The sequence below is a fragment of the Nonomuraea sp. NPDC049714 genome (genome assembly GCF_044465295.1).
Classification (GTDB): Bacteria; Actinomycetota; Actinomycetes; order Streptosporangiales; family Streptosporangiaceae; genus Nonomuraea.
Genome location: NZ_JBITLM010000025.1, coordinates 39,301 through 56,940, shown reverse-complemented (window position 1 = coordinate 56,940; position 17,640 = coordinate 39,301). Strand labels below are relative to the sequence as shown.

The following is a 17,640-nucleotide window of genomic DNA, read 5'->3' as shown; positions in this document are numbered from 1 at the left end:
CCGCGTAGTCCCGGCGCCGGTCTCACCGTCGTGCGTGGCGGATCTTCAGGCGTCCCAACCCCAGGGTCCCGGAGATCCGGATCGTCGGCCCGCCGGATGCTCGATGACCGCCCGGGACAGGTCCAGGCGCCCCGGCCGACGCGAGCTCGCCGCCCGCCGGTGGCCCGCCGGTGGCCCGCCCCACCGGGCCGGTCGGTCACCGGCCCCTGCGCTCGTAGGTACGGACCGACAGCGGGACGAACACCACCAGCAGCGCGGCCGACCAGAGCAGGACGGCGGCCACCGGATGCGCGAGAGGCCAGGCCACGTCTCCGGACGTCACCCCCGGATTGCCGAACAGCTCCCGGGATGCGGCGGTGAGCGCGCTCACCGGGTTCCAGTCGGCCAGGAAGCGCAGCCACCCCGGCATGCCGTCGGTCGGGACGAACGCGTTCGACAGCATCGTGAACGGCAGGAACAGCGGCACCATCGCGTCGGCGATCTGGTCGTTCTTCACCGCCAGGCCCACATGGACGCCCACCCAGCTCAGCGCGTACCGCAGCACCATCATCAGCAGGAACGCCTGGGCCGTCGGGATCAGGCCGCGGTGCGGCTGCCAGCCCACCAGCAGGCCGGCGCCCACCATGATGGCCAGCATCAGCAGGCCGGTCAGCAGGTCGGCGCCCGTCTGCCCGAACGGCACCGCCAAGCGCGCCATCGGCATGGAGCGGAACCGGTCCATCACCCCCTTGGAGGCGTCGGAGGCCATCCGCTGCATGACCCCCATGAGCGACGAGAACGTCACCATCGAGAACAGGCCGGGCATGAGGTACTCGCGGTAGTCGCCGCCGCCCGGCACCTGGATCGCGCTGCCGAAGACGTACCCGAACAGCACCACCATGACGGCAGGGAAGATCAATGCGGCGACCAGCTCCCCGGGCTCCTGGCGCAGCCGCCCCAGCTCGCGGCCGACCAGGGTCAGCCCGTCGGCGAACGTCCAGCGCAGGCGGTGGCCCAGCGGCAGGGTGCGGGCGGTCATCGTACGGACTCCTTGCGGTCGGTGAGGCGCAGGAACACCTCGTCGAGGGTGGGGCGGCGCAGCCGCACGTCGGCCGCGGCGACCTCGGCGCGGTCGAGCTCGCGCACGATGTCGGCGAGCCGCAGCGCGCCGCCGGGCAGGGCGACGCTGAGCCGGTCGGCGCCCGTCAGCGTGGGCTCGGTCCCGGTCAGGGCGTTCAGTGCGGTCGCCGCCGGACGCAACGCGGCGGGGTCTTCGAGGACGACGTCGAGGCGGTCCCCGATCGTGGCCTTCAGCTCGTCGGGGGTGCCGGTGGCGATCACCTGCCCGTGGTCGACGACGGCGATGGCGTCGGCCAGCCGGTCGGCCTCGTCCAGGTACTGGGTGGTGAGCAGGACCGTGGTGCCGTCCGCCACCAGCTCGCGGACGCTGTCCCAGATCTCGCCGCGGCTGCGAGGGTCCAGGCCGGTGGTCGGCTCGTCCAGGAAGAGCACCTCGGGGCGCAGGATGAGGCAGGTGATCAGGTCGAGGCGGCGGCGCATGCCGCCGGAGTAGCCGGCGACCTGGCGATCGGCGGCGTCCATCAGGCCGAAGCGGTCGAGCAGCTCGTCGGCCCGCTGGTGCGCCTGGCGCCGGGACAGGTGGTAGAGGCGCCCGAACATGCGCAGGTTGCCGCGGCCGGTGAGCTTCTCGTCCACGGCGGCGTACTGGCCCGCGAGCCCGATCCGGGCCCGCACCTCGGCGGCGTCGCGGACGACGTCGTATCCGGCGATGCGGGCGTGCCCGGCATCGGGATCGGCCAAGGTCGCCAGGATGCGCACCGCAGTCGTCTTGCCCGCGCCGTTCGGTCCCAGCACGCCGCAGACCGTTCCCGGCGGAACGCTCAGGTTCAGGCCCCGTAGGGCGTGGGTGCCGCCGAAGGACTTGTGCAGCCCTTCGGCGACCACGATCGGATCCGCCATGATCCCTCCAACTGGGTACGTTGTACGCGGTTATGGCGGTCACACTAGATTATTGGGTACGATGTACGCAAGGGGGAGGTGGAGCGGTGACCGACGCCGAGTACGTGAGCATCTGGATGCGGCCCGAGCGCCCGGCCCGTGGGCCCAAGCCGGCCTACAGCCGCGCCCAGATCGCCGAGGCGGCGATCCGGATCGCCGACGCCGAGGGGCTGGAGGCCGCCACCATGCGGCGCATCGCCGCCGAGATCGGCGCGGGCGCGATGTCCCTCTACCGGTACGTCCCCAGCCGCGACGACCTCGTCGAGCTCATCGCCGACCGGCTGCAGGGCGAGATCGACGTCGACGGCATGCCCTCCGGCGACTGGCGCGCGGACCTGACCCGCTACGCCGAGGGGCTGCGGGCGATGTGGCTGCGGCACCCGTGGATCGCCACCGTGCAGCGGTCGCTCCCCAGCTTCGGCCCCAACCAGCTGCGCCTGATCGAAGGGGTGATGGGCGCCCTCGACGCCCACGTCTCCATCGACGAGAACTTCGGCCTCATGGCCATGCTGAACGGTTACGTCGAGGGCGCCGTCCGCGAGGAGGTCAGCTCGGCCGAGGAAGTCCGCCGCAGCGGGCTCAGCGAGTCGGAGTGGATGGCACGGAGCTCCGCGCGCGTCCACCAGCTGCTGGAGAGCGGGGAGTATCCGATCTTCAGCAAGATCGTGACGCAGGCCAGCCGGCCGCATCTGAGCCGCGACGAGCAGTTCCGGCACGGGCTGGAACGCGTCCTCGACTGCATCGCCGCGGCCCTGCCGGCAAAGTAGCCGGGCTCCGGGACTCCGGCGCGGCCCGTGAAGAGGTCCCGTCCTCCTGCTGGAGGGCGGGACCTCTGCTCCTCGCTGAGGTGCGGGTCAGGCGTGCCGGTCCCGGCTCAGCAGTGCTTGCCCAGCGACATGCGCTTGATGAGGTGGTACTTGGCGGCGTTGAAGCTGCCGGAGGCGAACCATCGGTATCGCTGGGTGCGGCTGGGCAGGTTCTTGACGAACTTGGCCCTGTCGGCGGGGTCCTGGATGTCGGCGTTGGCCAGTGAGCCGAGCACGGCGCCGTTGGCGTCCTTGAGTCGCGCCCACATCAGCCAGGCGTCGTTGTTGCCGCTGCTGGTGACCGTGGCGTCGAACGTCGCCGTGCCGTTCGAGTACAAGATCCACCGTGCGCCATGGAACATCGTGCAGTCGCCCGCCGTCATATGGTTCCAGGTGAAGCTCTTGGAGGCGAGCGCGTTGTCGCCGTGGGCCGTCCCGGTGGCCGGGAGTGACAGCCCCGCGGTCAGGGCCAGCGCGGCCAGGGTCGAGCCGACGAGCGTGCGGATTCTACGCATGACACTGTTTCCTTCTCTTTAAGGGGATTTTTGTGGATATATCGAGCAGATTCAGCGAGGAGCGCTGAACCCCTGCGGCTCGTAGTCGTCGTCGCGCATCCTGGCCAGGGTGAGCGCGGCGGCGGCGAAGCCGAGGGCGGTCAGTCCCCAGGCGGCGCCGTCGAGGAGCTTGGGGCCCGCACTGACCACCACGGCCAGGTGCAGCGGCTGGGAGGCGATCAGCGCCACCCCGGCCCAGGCCGGGACGGCCCCGGACCGCCAGAGAGCCGCGCCGAGCAGGACGGTCCCCACGACATGGCCCAGGACGAACAGGCCGACGGAGGTCGCGAGCGCCGGCTGTTCCGCCAGCTCGGCCAGCAGCGCGGTGCCGTCCGGCGGGCTCAGCCCGGCCGTGACGGCGGCCAGTGCGGCGGCGTCCGAAACACCGAGCGCGGCGATGCCCAGATAGCCGGGCACGGCCAGCGTCGTGGCCACGATCGCCAGCACGGGCGCCCGGCGCATCGCCATCCGGGTGAGCGCGAACAGGCCGGGGACCAGCGCGATCAGGGCCAGCGGGCCGAGCCAGAGGACGGCGGCCTGCGCCTCCTGGCCGGCGGCGACCGCCGCGAGCTGAGCCGACGGGCCGTCCGTCGTGCTGTAGGGGAGCATCACCCGCAGCGCGGCTACGCACAGCGGTCCGATCGGCAGGAGCACGGCGAGAGCGTGCCGGCGGAAGGCACGCGTGTCGCGCACCTGCCGGGTGGCGGAAGTGAGGGTCATGACGTCTCCCATGAAGGTCGGTGACGCACTCATGCTCCGGCTCGGGCGGGCGCCGCGACACGGTGCGGGACCCCGGGGCGGCCGGGCGATCGTCCCGGGCGTCCTGGGGGCCCGCCCCTAGGCACGAGCGGCGGCGGGCGGCCATCATGACCGTGTGAAGGTGCTGGCCTGGATCCTGTTCGCGACCGCGGCGACCGAGGCCGTCGTGGGCGTGGCGGGCGCCGTCCTGGCGGGAATGAGCTTCCAGGGCGCCACCGACAGCTTCATCGTGACCAACTCGGCCATCGGCCTCACTCTCGCCTGCGCGGGTGTGCTGATCGCCTGGCACCGCCCGCGCAACGCCATCGGCTGGCTGTTGCTCGCGGCGGCCGTCACCCAGGCGGGCACCGCCCTGGGCGCCGGCCTGTGGGCCGTCGGCGAGGTGCACGGCTGGCCGGAGGTCCTGCAGCGGACGATCATCACCTTCGCCGCCTACTCCTGGCCGTGGTCGATCGCGCTCTGCCTGCCACTGGTACTGCTGCTCTTTCCCGACGGGCGGCCGGTGAGCCCCCGATGGACCTGGCTCGTCCACCTGACGATCGTCACCGCCCCGTTCTTCGTGCTGGAGATGGGCGCCTCTCCCAGCGGGCTGGGGGAGGGCCCGTCCGGCGTCGGCTATCTGACCTTCGCGTTCCACGACGACCTGGCGGTGCTCTGGACGGTCACCGAGATCCGCGGCGCCCTCCTGGTCCTGGTCGCTTTCGGAGGTCTGGCGCTGCGCTACCGGCGGGGCGGGGAAAGGGAGCGGCGTCAGCTCCTGTGGCTCCTGCTCGCGGTGCTGCTGCTCGCGGCGGTCGTGCTCGTCTGGGGCGTCTTCCAGGCGGGGCCGGTGCTGATGCTGCTGGCCATCCCGCTCGTGCCGATCGCGATCACCATCGCGATCCTGCGCCACGGCCTGCTCGACATCCGCCTGATCGTCTCCCGCGCCGTGCTGTACGCCCTGCTGACCTCGGCCGTGGTCGCCGCCTACGCCCTCCTGGTGACCGTGCTCGGCAGCGCGGGACTCGGCGGCTCGGCGTTCGCCACGGTGCTGATCGCCGTCGCCTTCAACCCCGTCAGGGTGCGGCTGCAGCGCGGGGTCGACCGGCTGCTGTACGGCGACCGGGTGGATCCCGCCCGTGCCCTGTCACGCATCGGGCGGCGCCTGGCCGATCCCGCACCCGGGCTGGCCGGGCTGGTGGCCGCGATCTGCGAGGTCCTGCGCCTGCCGTTCGCCGCGCTGCGGTCCGCTGACGTGGAGCGCGCCTCCAACGGCACGGCACCCGAACGCCTGCACACCGTGCCGCTCGTCTACGAGGGCGACCGGGTGGGCGAGCTGATCGTCGGCCTGCGACCGGGCGAGAAGACGGTGTCGCCGGCCGACACGCGGGTCCTGGAACTGCTCGCCGTCCCGCTGGCGGTGGCCGTACACGCCACTGATCTGTCGGCGCAGTTGCAACGCAGCCGTGAGCACATCGTGGTCGCCCGCGAGGACGAGCGGCGGCGGCTCCGGCGTGACCTGCACGACGGCCTCGGCCCCACGCTCACCGGCGTGGTCTATCGCGCCGACGCCGCCGGGAACGTGATCGCCGACGATCCCGTCCGGGCCAAGGAGCTGATCCGCACCCTGCGCTCCGAGGTCACGACCGCGATCGAGGACATCAGGCGCCTGGTGTACGGCCTGCGCCCGCCCGCCCTGGACGAGTTCGGCCTGGTGAGCGCGTTACGGCAGCAGGCCGAGCGGCTGTCGCTCACCGTCAGCGTCCAGGCCCCCGAGGATCTCTCCGCACTCCCCGCGGCCGTGGAGGTCGCCGCCTACCGCATCGTCACCGAAGCGCTCAACAACGTGGCCCGCCATGCCCGTACCTCCAGCGTGCGGGTGAGCCTCACGCTCCGCGACCTCCTGCACGTCGAGGTCAGCGACGACGGCGGAGACGGCGGCGGCGAGTGGCGAGCGGGGGTGGGCATGCGCTCCATGCGCGAACGCGCGGAGGAACTGGGCGGCACCTGCCAGGCGGGGCCGTACGCCGGCGGCGGGCGCGTCGTGGCCCTGCTGCCGCTGGCGGCGACGTCATGACCATTCGCGTCGTCATCGCCGACGACCACCCGATCGTCCGCGACGGACTGGCCGTGCTGCTGTCCACCCTGCCCGGCATGCAGGTCGCCGGCACCGCCGCCGACGGCCGCGAGGCGGTCCGCGCCGCGGTCACCCTGGCGCCGGACGTCCTCGTCCTCGACATCCAGATGCCCGGCATGACCGGCATCGAGGCCGCACGGGAGGTGGCCACGGCCGCCCCGAAGGTGGCGGTCCTGATGCTGACCATGTACGAGGACGACGAGTCGGTCTTCGCCGCCATGCGGGCGGGAGCTCGCGGATACGTGCTCAAGGGAGCTCAGCAGGACGAGATCGTCCGCGCGATCCGGGCCGTGGCCGCCGGTGAGGCGATCTTCGGCCCCGGTGTGGCCCGTCGCGTCCTGAGCTACCTCACAGCCCCGCCCCAGGGCGAGCCGTTCCCCGGACTCACCCGGCGGGAGCGGGACGTGCTCGATCTCATCGCCGCCGGACGCACCAACACCGCGATCGGAGCGCACCTGACGCTGGCGCCCAAGACCGTGAGCAACCACATCTCCAGCATCTTCGCCAAGCTGCAGGTGGCCTCCCGCGCGCAGGCCATCATCCTGGCCAGAGAGGCGGGACTGGGGCGATCCACGGACGTACCCGAGTGACACCGGCCCCGGAGCCCTGACCCGAGGCCGGCGGGCCGGTTCATCCCCGTCCGGCCCGCCAGTATCCGCAGAACACGATCCGGTCCTTCGGCAGGCCGGCCGTGATCCAGTGGCGGCGAACCGCGACGGGCAGGGCCTGTTCGCCCACCACCCAGCCGAAGGCGGGTCCGTCCGGCAGGGGCATCAGCTCGGCGGCGGCGAGTGCCGCCCGGCCGGGAAGGGCGTGCGGGTCGTCGCGGATCACCCAGTCCAGTCGCACCCCGGGAGGTGAATCCAGCTCCTGGACGTCGGCGGACGTGGGCACCTCGATCACGGCTCGGCCGCCGATGTCGCGCGGCAGCGAGGCCAGGATGCCCGCCACGGCCGGCAGGCCGCTCTCCTCGGCCACGAGCAGCACGGCGGCGGTGCCGGTGGGCGGGTTGAAGGTCACTCCCTCGTCGATGATCGCCACCTGATCGCCCGGCCGGCAGTTCTGCGCCCAGAAGGCGGCCGGCCCCGGCGTGCCACCCGCGGGCGGTTCGTGCAGGACGAAGTCCACGTCGATCTCGGGACCCTCGGCGCGGTAGGCGCGCACCGTGTAGTTGCGCAGGATCGGGCGGTCCTGCTTGGAGATCGTCAGATACCTCAGGTAGGAGGCCGCGGTCAGCTTGCCGGGCAGACGTGGCAGCGCTTTGCCGGAGATGGGGATGAACAAGCGGAACCACTGGTCGTAACCCATGGGACGGAACCGGGCGATGTCGCCGTCACCCAGGGTGACCCGTACGAAATGCGGCGAGATCCGCTCCGTGCGCCGCACTCGCAGGACGAGCGTCTCGGCCGCCTCGGGTTTGATACGGACCGCCCTGATGTTGGTCTTGGTCATGGTCTCGTCCTTTCGCCGCAGCCATCGCACTCGCTGGAGCACGCTCCGCGAGAGGCCGCCAAGACGCGCCAGGCCATCCGCGAGGCAAGGAAAGGCTAACCTAAGTTGGCCTCCGGACCGGGCACGTTTCGCTGAGGGGAGAGCGGACATGTCGGTCGAAGATTGGGTACGTCACCCACGAGGGAAGGGACCGAATCATGGCGCACAGAGCACGGGTCGTAGTCGTGGGCGCGGGTTTCGCGGGGCTCGCCGCCACGAAGAAGCTGGCTCGGACCGGGGCGCTGGTGACGCTGGTCGACCGTAACCCGTATGCGACCTTCCAGCCCCTGCTCTACCAGGTCGCCACGGCCGGGATGGGCACGTCGGACGTGTCCTATCCGATCCGCACCTTCGCCGCCAGGTGGCCCAACGTGCGGACGCGCCGGGCCGCCATGAGCAAGGTGCTGCCGGGGGAGCGGAGGGTGGAGTTCGAGGACGGGAGTGGGCTGGACTACGACTATCTCGTGGTGGCCACGGGCGTGACCACCAACTGGCTCGGCGTCGAGGGGGCGCAGGAGAACGCGCTGCCGATCTACTCGCTGCACGACGCGGCGGCGCTGCGCAACCGGCTGGGGCAGCTCCTGGAGGAAACGGCGCTCGGCCGCCGCGAGAGCACGCACGTCGTGGTGGTGGGCGCGGGCGCGACCGGGGTGGAGATGGCGGGCACCTTGGCCGAGCTGCGCCGGCGTACGCTGCCGTTGACGCATCCCGAGATCAAGCCCGGTCAGACCAGCGTGACGCTGGTGGAGCGGTTCGACTACGTGCTGTCGCCGTACAAGGAGCGGCTGCGGAACGCGGCCGCGGCGGCGCTGGGCCGAAGAGGGGTGAGGCTGCGCCTGGGGTCCACGGTGGCGGCGGTGCACCCGGACGCGGTGGTGCTGACCGACGGCACGCGGCTGCCGAGCGACCTGACGGTGTGGGCGCTCGGCGTGACCGCGCCCCCGCAGGTCGCCGACTGGGGCCTGCCGCAGGGCAAGGGCGGCCGGATCACGCTCACCGAGGCGCTGAACGTGCCGGGTCACCCGGAGATCTTCGTGGCCGGCGACCTTTCCGGGCAGCCCACGCCACAGCCGCAACTCGCCCAGCCGGCCATCCAGATGGGCGAGCACGTGGGCAGGCAGATCGCCGCGGCTCTTCAGGGCAGGCCGGCGCAGCCGTTCTCGTACCGGGACCCGGGCATCATGGCCACCGTGGGCAAGGCCGAGGCCGTGTTGCAGCTGCCCAACGGGCTGACCGTGCGGGGGCTTCCCGCCTGGCTGGTGTGGATCTTCATCCACGTGTCCTACCTGCTGGGCGGCCGTAACCGGGCCAGCGTGCTGCTCAACTTCTGGTGGCGCTACGCCGGGCCCCGGCGCAGCGCCACCAGCATCTCCCAGTAGCCGGCCGCCACCCCCAGGGGTGACGGCCGCGGCCCCGGTCAGGCCGCGTGCGAATGCCGTACTGAACCGCCGACGAACGTGACGGTCTCGTCGAGCGGCGCGCGGCCCGTGCGGACGTAGTTCACCGAGGTGTCCTCGAAGCCGATCGACATGCCGCAGTAGAGGATGAGCCCCTCAGGAGGGGACACGACCTCCGCGACGGTCTCGCGATAGACCGACCAGGCCATCTGCGGGCAACTGTGCAGCCCTTCGGCGCGCAGTAGCAGCATGACCGTCTGCAGATACATGCCGACGTCGGCCCATTGAGGCGGGCCCAGGTCGCGGTCGATGTAGCAGAACAGGGCGGCGGGCGCGCCGAAGCAGTCCCAGTTCTCGGCAGCGCTCCGCTGGCGCGCCTCCCAGTCGTCGCGCGCGATGCCGAGCGCGCCGTAGCGCTCGCGGCCGAAGGCGGACCGGCGCTCGCGGTACGGGGACTTCAGCGCGGGCGGGTACATTTCGTACTCCCGCTCGTCCCAGGGGTCGCCTGTGGCCACGCGCTCGAGGGCGCGTTTCTTGAGCCGGGCCAGCGGCGCACCGGTGAGCACGAAGGTGTGCCAGGGCTGGAGGTTCGATCCGGACGGCGCCCAGGCCGCGGCGGACAGCACACGCTCCAGCACCTCCATCGGGACGGGCTGGTCGGTGAATCCGCGCACAGCCCGTCGGCTCGTGACCGCCTCATAGACGTCCACGATCGACACCTCCCCTTCTCTGTGTCTCTAGCTTCCCCCTACGCCTATGATTGTATCATTCGCGATAGTATCAATCAATACTATTTCCGCGCGGGCCCTCACCGTCCGGGATAGGCGAACCGGGTGAGCAGATCCATCAGTTGCTCGGGCTCTCCGGGGGCCAGCTCGGCGACCAGGCGCTCGGCCAGCGGCTGCGCCGCGACGTGGGCCGCGTCGAAAAGCTCGACGCCCTTGGGGGTGATCTGCACCGCCCGCACCCGCCGGTCGCCCGGAACGGTGTTGCGCACGGCCAGTCCCATGCGCTCCAGATCATCCACCACCCGCATGATCCCGGCCTTGTCCGACCCCGTCGCCGCCGCCAGGTCCCGCTGCACCGTGGGCCCGCGGTCGACCAGCACGATCAGCACGGCGAAGTGCCGCAACTCGATGCCGAGCGGCCGGAGTGCCTCCGTCATCACCGTGGCCGCGCGCCAGTGCGCCTGGCGCAGCAGCAGGCCGAGGGCGAATGGCGAGCGGTCGCCGGGGCGGTCGGTGGCACGCGAGGCGGTGGTGTCGCGCGGCTGGTCAGCGGTCATGGGACCATATTACCCCTTATCTTTTCATTCGATACGGTCTCATGTGAAATAATTTACTCTCCGTGGCCGCGCTCCGAATAATGCTTGGCGTCCCGTTTCTCGGATGGGCTAGCGTTGCTCCGTCAGGCACCAGGAGGATGCTCCCTGGCTGCGCCGTCACGCCGGTAGATCGGAGATGCGGGATGACTTCTCGGCTCGTTGCGCTCTGCTTCGATGCGAACGACCCCCTGCTCCTCGCGCGCTTCTGGGCCGGAGTCCTGGGCCGGGAACTGGCCGACGATCCCGACGACGGCATCACGCTCCTGCCGAGCGATGACACCGGGTTCCGGATCCGATTTCGCCCGACCGAGGAGAAGAGGACCGGCCCGAACCAGATGCACTTCGATCTGACGAGCACGTCCCTCGAGGATCAGCAGCGGACGGTCGCCAGGTCGCTCGAACTCGGCGCCCAGCACATCGACGTCGGGCAACTCCCGGAAGAGGGTCACGTGGTGCTCGCGGACCCCGAGGGCAACGAGTTCTGCGTCGTCGAGGCGGGCAATAACTTCCTCGCTGACTGCGGATTCATCGGAGCGCTCTCGTGCGACGGTTCGCAGGAGGTCGGCTACTTCTGGAGCGCGGCGCTGGGCTGGCCGTTGGTCTGGGACCAGGACGAGGAGACCGCGATCCAGTCGCCGCACGGCGGTTCGAAGATCGCGTGGGGCGGTCCGCCGGTGGCGCCCAAGACAGGGAAGAACAGGCTGCACTTCGACCTCGCCCCACCGCCGCACGGTGATCAGCAGGCGGAGGTCGACCGTCTCGCCTCCCTCGGAGCGACGCGCATCGACATCGGCCGGCCCGAGGCCGGCTGGGTGGCGATGGCCGATCCCGATGGCAACGAGTTCTGTGTGCTGACTCCTCGATAACGGTCACAGCCAGCCTCGGGACTCGGCCACGTGGACGGCCTCGGCCGGTTGCGGGCTCCGGTCTTGCCGATGGCCGAGGACAGGTAGTTGATGCTCATCGTCACAGAGCTCATCGTCACAGAACCGTCGTCACAGAGCCCGACGGTAACGCCAGACGGCCAGCGCGGCGAACAGCAGGGTCCAGGCGGTCAGCGTCCGCATGCCCTCAGGCATCAGCTGGATGGGCAGCCACAGTCCGCCCAGGATGGACAGGCCGAAATAGACCGCCATCATGGCCAGATTCGCGGCCTGCCCCTTGAGCGTGTAGCCGAAGGCGACGCCCAGGGCGGTGAAGGGCATGACGCCCAGCCAGATCAACACCACCAGGGCCGGCCAGGTCCACCACGGCAGCCGTACCCCGGCCAACAGCGCGCCCGCGGCCAGCACGACGACGATGCTCGGCAGCACCCCGGCCGCCCCGCTGACCAGCTTGGCCACCACATAGCCGTGCGCCGGCAGCGGCGTGACCGCGAGCTGCCGCGCCCAGCCCTTGCTTCGCTCCAGTGCGATGGCGCCGCCGATGAACAACGCCCCGCCCATCGAGCCGTACGTGGCCAGCGACACCATGGTGGTGGCGGCGAAGTCACCCTGCTGCCCCGGCGGCACCACGTTCGGCACCTTGGTCCACAACAGATAGAGAGCCACCGGGAAGCCGGTCAGCAGAACCAGCCCGGCGGGGTTCCGGAAGCCGCGCCGGATCTCCAGGCTCAGGTACGACCTCATCGCTCCTGCCCTCCCGTCAGGCTCACGAAGGCGCTCTCCAGATCAGTGCTCGCCGTGCGTACGTCCCTGACGTCGTCGAACTCGTCGAACGTCGCGAACAGGGCGCGCAAGGTGGCGTCGGAGTCGCCTGTGCGCAGGGCGACCGTGCGTCCTTCCAGGTGCACCTGGCGGACACCGGGCAGCCCCGCGAACCGGCTCACCTCGGCGCTGTCCATACGGAAGCGGATCTCCGTACCGCCGACCAGGGATTTGATGGCGTCGACCGGCCCGTCTGCCACGATCTTGCCGTCCGTCAGCAGGACGACCCGGTCGGCGTAGTCGTCGGCCTCGGTGAGGTAGTAGGTGGCGAACACCACCGTGCGGCCCTCCGCTGTCCGGGCGCGCACCCAACACCCGGGCTCCGTTCCTGCTCGTCGGCGCATTGGCGCCCGCCATGGCCGAACGTGGGCACGGGTCCATCGTCACCATCACCGCGTCCGGATCAATGGGGTTTCGCCGGGGCCGGTCCGCACCGCGGGCACCACCGCCATGCTCGGCGACGACGTCGAGACACTCGGACGGGGCAATCTCCGCGAGCGGATCGGAGAGCCCGAGGAGATCGCCTCGGTCGTACGGTTCCTCATCGACGCCGAGAGCGGCTACATCAACGGCACCGTCATCGTCGTCAACGGCGGCGAGCCCAGTTCGTTGCCGAAATAGCGCACGTGGCCGGCAACCGGTCAGCGCGCTGGGTGAGTGGGTCGGTGAGCGAGATGCCGGTTCAGGCGGGTGCGCCGTTCAGGATCTCGACCTCGCCCGTGTCCAGGGAGTAGTACGCGCTGACCACGGCCAGGACTCCCTTGGCCACCAGTGGCGCGAGGTCCTGATTGCCGCGCAGGGCGTTCGCGGTCAGCTTCACCTGGGCTCTGGCCATCGTCTCGGCGGGGTCCGCGCCGCCCTCCCGTACGGCCTGTTCGTACGCGGGACGCATGGCCTTCGCGATCGCCTGGAGGTTGCCCGGCAGCGGCTCGCCTTCCCGCAGGGCTTTGTAGGCGGCGGAGACCGCGCCGCAGCGCTGGTGGCCGAGGACGATGATCAGCGGGGTTCCGCTGGTCATCGGCCCGTACTCGACGGAGCCGGTGATGACGGGCCCCACAGCCGTCCCGCCGCTGCGCATGACGAACAGGTCACCCAGGCCGGTGTCGAAGACAAGCTCGGGCGGCACCCGGGAATCGATGCATGACAGCACCGCTCCGTAGGGCTGCTGGCTGGCGGCCAGCAGCTGCCGGCGTGTGGGATCGCGATCCGGATGCTGGAGAGCGTTGGCCACCCAGCGTCTGTTGCCCTCCATCAGCCGTCGGTACGCGGCCTTCGGCGCCCCAGGAGCCGGTCCTGTGCGGGATACGGGCGCCGCCGTGGGCGTCTTGTTCCGCACCTCGGCCGAGGAGCAGCCGGCCAGGCAGGCCACCGCCAGGGACGCGGCCGCCGTGAGCATCGTACGCCGTCCCGGGCCGGCGCCCGAGGTGGTCTCGCCGGGCCGGCGGGCCGGCAGATCCCGGGGGGCGGCCCAGTGCCGGCCGGCATCGATGACGGCGTCGAACGGGTCGGGAGGGGAAGCGTGCGGGCTGGTCACGAAGGTGACGGTACGCGGTCGCTTCGTCACTCGTCAGGCGATCGCCCGAGTTCAGCGCCTGAGCGCCGATCCAGCGACTGAAAGATCGGGCATATGGGACTGCGGCTCGGCTCTCGTTCCCGCTGGTTTCGACTACGGCGGTTCGTCAGGGGCGGAAGGCCTTGAGGGTGATGTCGACCAGGGAGTCGGTGTACTCGGCGGTGAGCGGGCCCGAACGGAGCAGCCACCGCTGGAAGAGGGGGGCGTAGAGCGTTTCCAGGACCAGGTCGAGGTCGGCGTCCGGGGCGAGCTGACCCGCCTGCTGCGCGCTGCGCAACCGCGCCTTCTTGGCCTCGTCCACGGGACGGGCCAGCTTGTCGTGGTACTGGGCGGCGAGGTCGGGGTCGTTGATGATCTCGGTGTTGAGCGCCCGGATCGGCCTCTCGAAGTCAGGGTCGGCGAACTCGGCGGCCGTCGCGCGCATCACCAGCTTGAGGTCGGCTTCGAGGTCACCGGTGTCCGGCAGTGCCATGCCCTCGCCCTCGGTGTCCTGGCTGAGCGCGAGGAACGAGTCGAAGATCACGGCGCCTTTGGACGGCCACCACCGGTAGATCGTCTGCTTGCCGACGCCCGCCCGTGCGGCGATGGCCTCGATCGAGACCTTCCCGTATCCCACTTCGGAGATCAGCGCGCGGGTGGCTTCGAGGATCGCCTGCCGCGAGCGTTCGCTGCGCCGGGAGTGGTCCGGGTTCCTGACGTTGGGCATTCGCTCAGGTTACCGCCCTGATGAGACGGACCGGTTCGTTTTGGCTGAGCGTGCGGCCTGGTCGACGAGTGTGCACCGGGCGATCGCCGTACTCCTAGATAGAACCGGTCGGTTCGTTCTGCTGCTAGCATCCAACTTCGTACCGATCGGTTCGATCTTTGGAGTGTCATGCCGTCCTATCCCGGCTCGCCGCACCTACGGAGTGCCTCGGACGCATGGGACGTGGCCCCCGATGCCGACGCCGAGAGCGCGGACCGATGACGCGGACCGCGCGAGAGGCGAGGTCCAGGGCGATGTGGCAGGCGGGCCTGCTGGCGCTCGGCACCGCCTCGGCGATCGGGCTAGCGCGCTTCGCCTACGGCCTGCTCGTGCCGGCCATGCGCGAGAGCTTGGGCTGGACGCTGGCCGAGGCGGGGGCGATGAGCACCGCGAACGGGCTCGGCTACCTCCTCGGCGCGCTGGTGACCGCCGCGGTCGTGCGCCGCTGGGGGACCGCCGCCGTCTTCCGCGCCGGCATGGCGCTCACGGCCGTGTCCCTGGCCGCCACCGTGGCGAGCGACGCCTACGTGGCGATGCTGGCCGCGCGGACCGCGGCCGGAGCGGCGGGGGCGGTGGTGTTCGTCGCCGGCGGCGTGATCGCCTCACGCGCGGCCGCCCGCGCGTCCTCCGACGCGCCCATCGCCGTGTACTTCGCCGGCACCGGCCTGGGCATCGTCGTCAGCGGTGTCAGCATCCCCGCCCTGGGGGAGCACTGGCGCCTGGCCTGGATCGGCATGGCCGTCGGAGCCGCACTGGCGACCGTGGCGAGCTGGCGCGCAGCGGACGCGGGCGAGGGGACGCACATCGTGACGGCCGGGGGCCGGGCCCGGGTGCGCCCGCTGTGGGGAGCCGCCCTGGCCTATGTACTGTTCGCCGCCGGATACATCACCTACATCACCTTCCTGTCCGCCTATCTCGCCGACCAGCACGCCCCGCTCGGGCAGGTGATGCTCACCTGGACGGCACTGGGCCTGGCCGTCGTCGCGACGCCGGCGCTGTGGAGCCGACCCACCGCCGAATGGCCCGCCACCCGGGCCATGGCCGTCCTGCTCGCCATCCTGGCCGGCGGATCGGCGCTGGCGCTGGCCGCACCCACGCCACCGGTCATCCTCGCCTCAGCGATCATCTACGGGGCGACGTTCATGGGCGTCCCCGCCGCCGTCACCGCCCTCATCAAGGCCGACGTCCCGTCCGCCGACTGGACCGCCACGCTGGCGGCGTTCACCACCGTCTTCGCGGCGGGTCAGACCGCCGGGCCGTGGATCGCCGGCGTGGTCGCCGATCACACCTCGACCGAGGCCACCCTGGCGTGGACCGCGATCCTGTGCGCCGCGGCCTCCGTGACCGCCCTCGCCGCAGGCCGTACGCGTCCCCGGCCCGCCGTGGGGACGCGCGCCTGACAACGGGTGACCCCGCCACGCCCTCATGAGCCGTCGAGTCCGGCGAAGAGAAAGAGAGAAAGATCATGACTGACTTCGTGCTCATCCCAGGGATGTGCCACGGCGGCTGGTGCTTCGAGGAGCTCACCGGCGGCCTCGGGCACATCCGCCGCACGCGCTGGACAGCGGGCACAACCTGATGCGGGACGCGCCGCAGGCCCTGGTGAGGATCCTGCTCGGGGATCAAGCGGGTGCGGACCGGGTGACCGGCTGATCCTGCTGCCGGCGCACCATCTCGGCGATCCAGGTGGGCGCGAAAGGAGACGTGCACCCCGGGGAAGTCGGGTAGTCCTTGAGCACCTCCAGGCGCTCACCGATGCCGATGGCACGGGCGCGGTGCTCGGCGTGCTCGATCCCGATCTGCGCCAGGCAGTGGTTCATCGCCCACTGCAGGCGATCCGGGGCGTCCTTCATCTCCGCCTCGATGACGTCGAGCAGTCCTGTGAGGTCGAGGATCTCGGGCTTCTTCGTCACGCGTTCGGTGGTCAGCGCCCAGCCGGCGCTCGCGACCACGGGATCCGGATCGGCGGACCAGGCCAGGCGCAGCTCCTCGGCGTGCGGGCTCTTCTTCACCACGTAGTTCACGAGCCAGTCGTGCACCTTGGGGGAGCGCGCCTCGCGCAGCATGACGTCCAGTTCGTCCCGCCCGAACGCCTTCGGGCGGGAGATCAGGATCGCCAGCAGTCTCGCCGCGGTGTCATCGGTCTCCCAGAGCCGGTACGCGAGCTCCTGCTGCGTCTTCAGCCGTTTCGCGAGCGCGCGCAGCTTGCCGAGGTTCACACCGTGGTCGTCACCGTGTCTCTCGTTCACCTCGCGTATCTTCGGGTCCTCGAGGTCGGCCAGCTCGGCCATGACCTCGGTCAGCGTCGTCCCGGCCATCTGAGCCTCCTGTCCACCAACGAGCGAGCGAGATTCACCCTACGCCGGATCTCACCCGCCGGCGTCAGCCGTTGAGGGCGCTGAAGAGGGTCACCGCCGCGCTGACGAGGAGGGACACCAGCACCACTTTGCGGAAACGCTCCGGATCGATCCGGTTGAAGACGGCGTTGCCGGCGAACCACCCCAGCTGCACGACCGGCAGGCCCACCAGCCCGATCCAGAGCGACTGGGTGTTCACCTGGCCGGCCGCGGCGAACCCGATCAGGCTGAGCACGCTGGTGGCGGCGAACACGGCCGCGAGGGTGGCGCGGAACTTGTGGGGGTCATAGCCCATGCCCTGGAAGGCGGCGACCATCGGCGGCCCGTTGGTGCCGGTGGAGGTGGAGAGCGTGCCGGAGATGAGCCCGGCTCCCACCAGCACGGGAACATTCCCGGGCACCTTCACGCCTCGCCACACCATCACGGTGCAGCCCAGCACGCCGACCCCGATCAGCGCCGTGAGCACGCGCTCGGACGTCACCGCGTACACCCAGAGGCCGAGTGGCATGCCGACCACGATGCCGGCCGTGGCGATCACGGCCACCTTCCACTCGGCGTGGTGACGCTGACGCACGGCGATCGTGACGGTCATGGCCAGGGCGGAGAGTGTGGTGGCGACCACTGCCGTATGAGGGTCGACCGTGAGGGCCAGCAGTGGCGTGGCGACGAGGGCATACCCGAATCCGGTCACCGCGTGCACCGTTGAGGCGATCAGGATAATCACGGCGGCGGCAAGCAGCGTGGACACCTGCCACACTTTGCCATAGATCTACTGAAATGGACCAGTATTCTCCGAGAAATTGATCGTCGGCGT

General features: G+C 70.8%; 20 protein-coding genes. 7 read left to right on the top strand and 13 right to left on the bottom strand.

Translation table 11 applies throughout. The annotated features are described in order from the left end of the window. Positions 1–196: 196 nt before the first annotated feature. A complete protein-coding gene (locus tag ACIBQX_RS49470) occupies positions 197–1,018 on the bottom strand; it encodes an ABC transporter permease (RefSeq protein ID WP_397017588.1) in 822 nt (273 codons plus the stop codon). Then, positions 1,015–1,959: an ATP-binding cassette domain-containing protein gene (locus tag ACIBQX_RS49465; protein ID WP_397017586.1), complete on the bottom strand. Its 945-nt coding sequence runs from the start codon at positions 1,957–1,959 to the stop codon at positions 1,015–1,017. The genes ACIBQX_RS49470 and ACIBQX_RS49465 overlap by 4 nt, the downstream gene beginning before the upstream one ends. 86 nt (positions 1,960–2,045) lie before the next feature. On the opposite strand from ACIBQX_RS49465, the gene ACIBQX_RS49460 reads away from it, so the two are divergent. After that, the gene (locus ACIBQX_RS49460) at positions 2,046–2,765 is read left to right on the top strand and encodes a TetR/AcrR family transcriptional regulator (RefSeq protein WP_397017584.1); all 720 of its coding nucleotides are present in this window, start codon (positions 2,046–2,048) and stop codon (positions 2,763–2,765) included. Positions 2,766–2,872: 107 nt separating this feature from the next. Here ACIBQX_RS49460 and ACIBQX_RS49455 read toward each other — a convergent pair whose 3' ends face one another. Together ACIBQX_RS49455 and ACIBQX_RS49450 are read right to left on the bottom strand one after the other, a co-directional pair. Next, positions 2,873–3,319 (bottom strand): DUF6294 family protein, encoded by a 447-nt coding sequence (locus tag ACIBQX_RS49455; protein ID WP_397017582.1) that lies wholly within the window; start codon positions 3,317–3,319, stop codon positions 2,873–2,875. Positions 3,320–3,370: 51 nt separating this feature from the next. Then, on the bottom strand, positions 3,371–4,078 hold the full coding sequence (locus ACIBQX_RS49450; protein WP_397017580.1) for a hypothetical protein: 708 nt from the start codon (positions 4,076–4,078) through the stop codon (positions 3,371–3,373). Positions 4,079–4,232: 154 nt separating this feature from the next. Between ACIBQX_RS49450 and ACIBQX_RS49445 the strand changes: the two genes are divergently transcribed. Together ACIBQX_RS49445 and ACIBQX_RS49440 are read left to right on the top strand one after the other, a co-directional pair. Further along, positions 4,233–6,173 (top strand): sensor histidine kinase, encoded by a 1,941-nt coding sequence (locus tag ACIBQX_RS49445; protein ID WP_397017578.1) that lies wholly within the window; start codon positions 4,233–4,235, stop codon positions 6,171–6,173. Next, a complete protein-coding gene (locus ACIBQX_RS49440; RefSeq protein ID WP_397017576.1) occupies positions 6,170–6,823 on the top strand; it encodes a response regulator in 654 nt (217 codons plus the stop codon). The genes ACIBQX_RS49445 and ACIBQX_RS49440 overlap by 4 nt, the downstream gene beginning before the upstream one ends. 40 nt (positions 6,824–6,863) lie before the next feature. On the opposite strand, the gene ACIBQX_RS49435 is transcribed toward ACIBQX_RS49440, so the two are convergent. After that, positions 6,864–7,685 (bottom strand): siderophore-interacting protein, encoded by an 822-nt coding sequence (locus tag ACIBQX_RS49435; RefSeq protein ID WP_397017574.1) that lies wholly within the window; start codon positions 7,683–7,685, stop codon positions 6,864–6,866. 197 nt (positions 7,686–7,882) lie between these two features. Between ACIBQX_RS49435 and ACIBQX_RS49430 the strand changes: the two genes are divergently transcribed. Further along, positions 7,883–9,103 carry an NAD(P)/FAD-dependent oxidoreductase gene (locus tag ACIBQX_RS49430; protein WP_397017572.1) on the top strand — a complete coding sequence of 407 codons (1,221 nt, stop codon included), beginning with the start codon at positions 7,883–7,885 and terminating at the stop codon, positions 9,101–9,103. 38 nt (positions 9,104–9,141) lie between these two features. Here ACIBQX_RS49430 and ACIBQX_RS49425 read toward each other — a convergent pair whose 3' ends face one another. Together ACIBQX_RS49425 and ACIBQX_RS49420 are read right to left on the bottom strand one after the other, a co-directional pair. Further along, a complete protein-coding gene (locus ACIBQX_RS49425) occupies positions 9,142–9,831 on the bottom strand; it encodes a nitroreductase (protein ID WP_397017570.1) in 690 nt (229 codons plus the stop codon). 98 nt (positions 9,832–9,929) lie between these two features. After that, positions 9,930–10,406 (bottom strand): MarR family winged helix-turn-helix transcriptional regulator, encoded by a 477-nt coding sequence (locus ACIBQX_RS49420; protein WP_397017568.1) that lies wholly within the window; start codon positions 10,404–10,406, stop codon positions 9,930–9,932. Positions 10,407–10,588: 182 nt separating this feature from the next. Here ACIBQX_RS49420 and ACIBQX_RS49415 point away from each other — a divergent pair, with 182 nt between their 5' ends. Then, complete coding sequence (locus ACIBQX_RS49415; protein WP_397017566.1) at positions 10,589–11,311, top strand: VOC family protein; 723 nt, start codon at positions 10,589–10,591, stop codon at positions 11,309–11,311. A 129-nt stretch (positions 11,312–11,440) separates the two neighbouring features. Here ACIBQX_RS49415 and ACIBQX_RS49410 read toward each other — a convergent pair whose 3' ends face one another. Together ACIBQX_RS49410 and ACIBQX_RS49405 are read right to left on the bottom strand one after the other, a co-directional pair. Beyond that, entirely contained in the window at positions 11,441–12,073 is a 633-nt protein-coding gene (locus ACIBQX_RS49410; RefSeq protein WP_397017564.1) for an ABC transporter permease, read from the bottom strand. Continuing rightward, positions 12,070–12,459 carry a hypothetical protein gene (locus ACIBQX_RS49405; RefSeq protein WP_397017624.1) on the bottom strand — a complete coding sequence of 130 codons (390 nt, stop codon included), beginning with the start codon at positions 12,457–12,459 and terminating at the stop codon, positions 12,070–12,072. The genes ACIBQX_RS49410 and ACIBQX_RS49405 overlap by 4 nt, the downstream gene beginning before the upstream one ends. Between ACIBQX_RS49405 and ACIBQX_RS49400 the strand changes: the two genes are divergently transcribed. Continuing rightward, positions 12,416–12,772 carry an SDR family oxidoreductase gene (locus tag ACIBQX_RS49400; RefSeq protein ID WP_397017562.1) on the top strand — a complete coding sequence of 119 codons (357 nt, stop codon included), beginning with the start codon at positions 12,416–12,418 and terminating at the stop codon, positions 12,770–12,772. The two genes, ACIBQX_RS49405 and ACIBQX_RS49400, sit on opposite strands and share 44 nt — an antisense overlap. Before the next feature lie 61 nt (positions 12,773–12,833). On the opposite strand, the gene ACIBQX_RS49395 is transcribed toward ACIBQX_RS49400, so the two are convergent. Together ACIBQX_RS49395 and ACIBQX_RS49390 are read right to left on the bottom strand one after the other, a co-directional pair. Continuing rightward, the gene (locus tag ACIBQX_RS49395; RefSeq protein WP_397017560.1) at positions 12,834–13,685 is read right to left on the bottom strand and encodes a carbonic anhydrase; all 852 of its coding nucleotides are present in this window, start codon (positions 13,683–13,685) and stop codon (positions 12,834–12,836) included. Between the two features lie 145 nt (positions 13,686–13,830). After that, a complete protein-coding gene (locus ACIBQX_RS49390; protein ID WP_397017558.1) occupies positions 13,831–14,430 on the bottom strand; it encodes a TetR/AcrR family transcriptional regulator in 600 nt (199 codons plus the stop codon). Positions 14,431–14,687: 257 nt separating this feature from the next. Here ACIBQX_RS49390 and ACIBQX_RS49385 point away from each other — a divergent pair, with 257 nt between their 5' ends. Beyond that, complete coding sequence (locus ACIBQX_RS49385; RefSeq protein ID WP_397017556.1) at positions 14,688–15,869, top strand: YbfB/YjiJ family MFS transporter; 1,182 nt, start codon at positions 14,688–14,690, stop codon at positions 15,867–15,869. A 222-nt stretch (positions 15,870–16,091) separates the two neighbouring features. Here ACIBQX_RS49385 and ACIBQX_RS49380 read toward each other — a convergent pair whose 3' ends face one another. After that, positions 16,092–16,787 (bottom strand): DNA alkylation repair protein, encoded by a 696-nt coding sequence (locus ACIBQX_RS49380; protein ID WP_397017554.1) that lies wholly within the window; start codon positions 16,785–16,787, stop codon positions 16,092–16,094. Between the two features lie 64 nt (positions 16,788–16,851). Continuing rightward, on the bottom strand, positions 16,852–17,574 hold the full coding sequence (locus tag ACIBQX_RS49375; RefSeq protein ID WP_397017552.1) for a sulfite exporter TauE/SafE family protein: 723 nt from the start codon (positions 17,572–17,574) through the stop codon (positions 16,852–16,854). Positions 17,575–17,640: the final 66 nt, after the last annotated feature.

What these genes read in the sequence shown, in the direction of transcription:
- ACIBQX_RS49410 (WP_397017564.1), bottom strand. Translation starts at nt 12,073, where the DNA reads ATGAGGTCGTACCTGAGCCTGGAGATCCGGCGCGGCTTCCGGAACCCC.
- ACIBQX_RS49380 (WP_397017554.1), bottom strand. Translation starts at nt 16,787, where the DNA reads ATGGCCGGGACGACGCTGACCGAGGTCATGGCCGAGCTGGCCGACCTC.
- ACIBQX_RS49470 (WP_397017588.1), bottom strand. Translation starts at nt 1,018, where the DNA reads ATGACCGCCCGCACCCTGCCGCTGGGCCACCGCCTGCGCTGGACGTTC.
- ACIBQX_RS49430 (WP_397017572.1), top strand. Translation starts at nt 7,883, where the DNA reads ATGGCGCACAGAGCACGGGTCGTAGTCGTGGGCGCGGGTTTCGCGGGG.
- ACIBQX_RS49415 (WP_397017566.1), top strand. Translation starts at nt 10,589, where the DNA reads ATGACTTCTCGGCTCGTTGCGCTCTGCTTCGATGCGAACGACCCCCTG.
- ACIBQX_RS49450 (WP_397017580.1), bottom strand. Translation starts at nt 4,078, where the DNA reads ATGACCCTCACTTCCGCCACCCGGCAGGTGCGCGACACGCGTGCCTTC.
- ACIBQX_RS49420 (WP_397017568.1), bottom strand. Translation starts at nt 10,406, where the DNA reads ATGACCGCTGACCAGCCGCGCGACACCACCGCCTCGCGTGCCACCGAC.
- ACIBQX_RS49435 (WP_397017574.1), bottom strand. Translation starts at nt 7,685, where the DNA reads ATGACCAAGACCAACATCAGGGCGGTCCGTATCAAACCCGAGGCGGCC.
- ACIBQX_RS49385 (WP_397017556.1), top strand. Translation starts at nt 14,688, where the DNA reads ATGACGCGGACCGCGCGAGAGGCGAGGTCCAGGGCGATGTGGCAGGCG.
- ACIBQX_RS49390 (WP_397017558.1), bottom strand. Translation starts at nt 14,430, where the DNA reads ATGCCCAACGTCAGGAACCCGGACCACTCCCGGCGCAGCGAACGCTCG.
- ACIBQX_RS49440 (WP_397017576.1), top strand. Translation starts at nt 6,170, where the DNA reads ATGACCATTCGCGTCGTCATCGCCGACGACCACCCGATCGTCCGCGAC.
- ACIBQX_RS49465 (WP_397017586.1), bottom strand. Translation starts at nt 1,959, where the DNA reads ATGGCGGATCCGATCGTGGTCGCCGAAGGGCTGCACAAGTCCTTCGGC.
- ACIBQX_RS49455 (WP_397017582.1), bottom strand. Translation starts at nt 3,319, where the DNA reads ATGCGTAGAATCCGCACGCTCGTCGGCTCGACCCTGGCCGCGCTGGCC.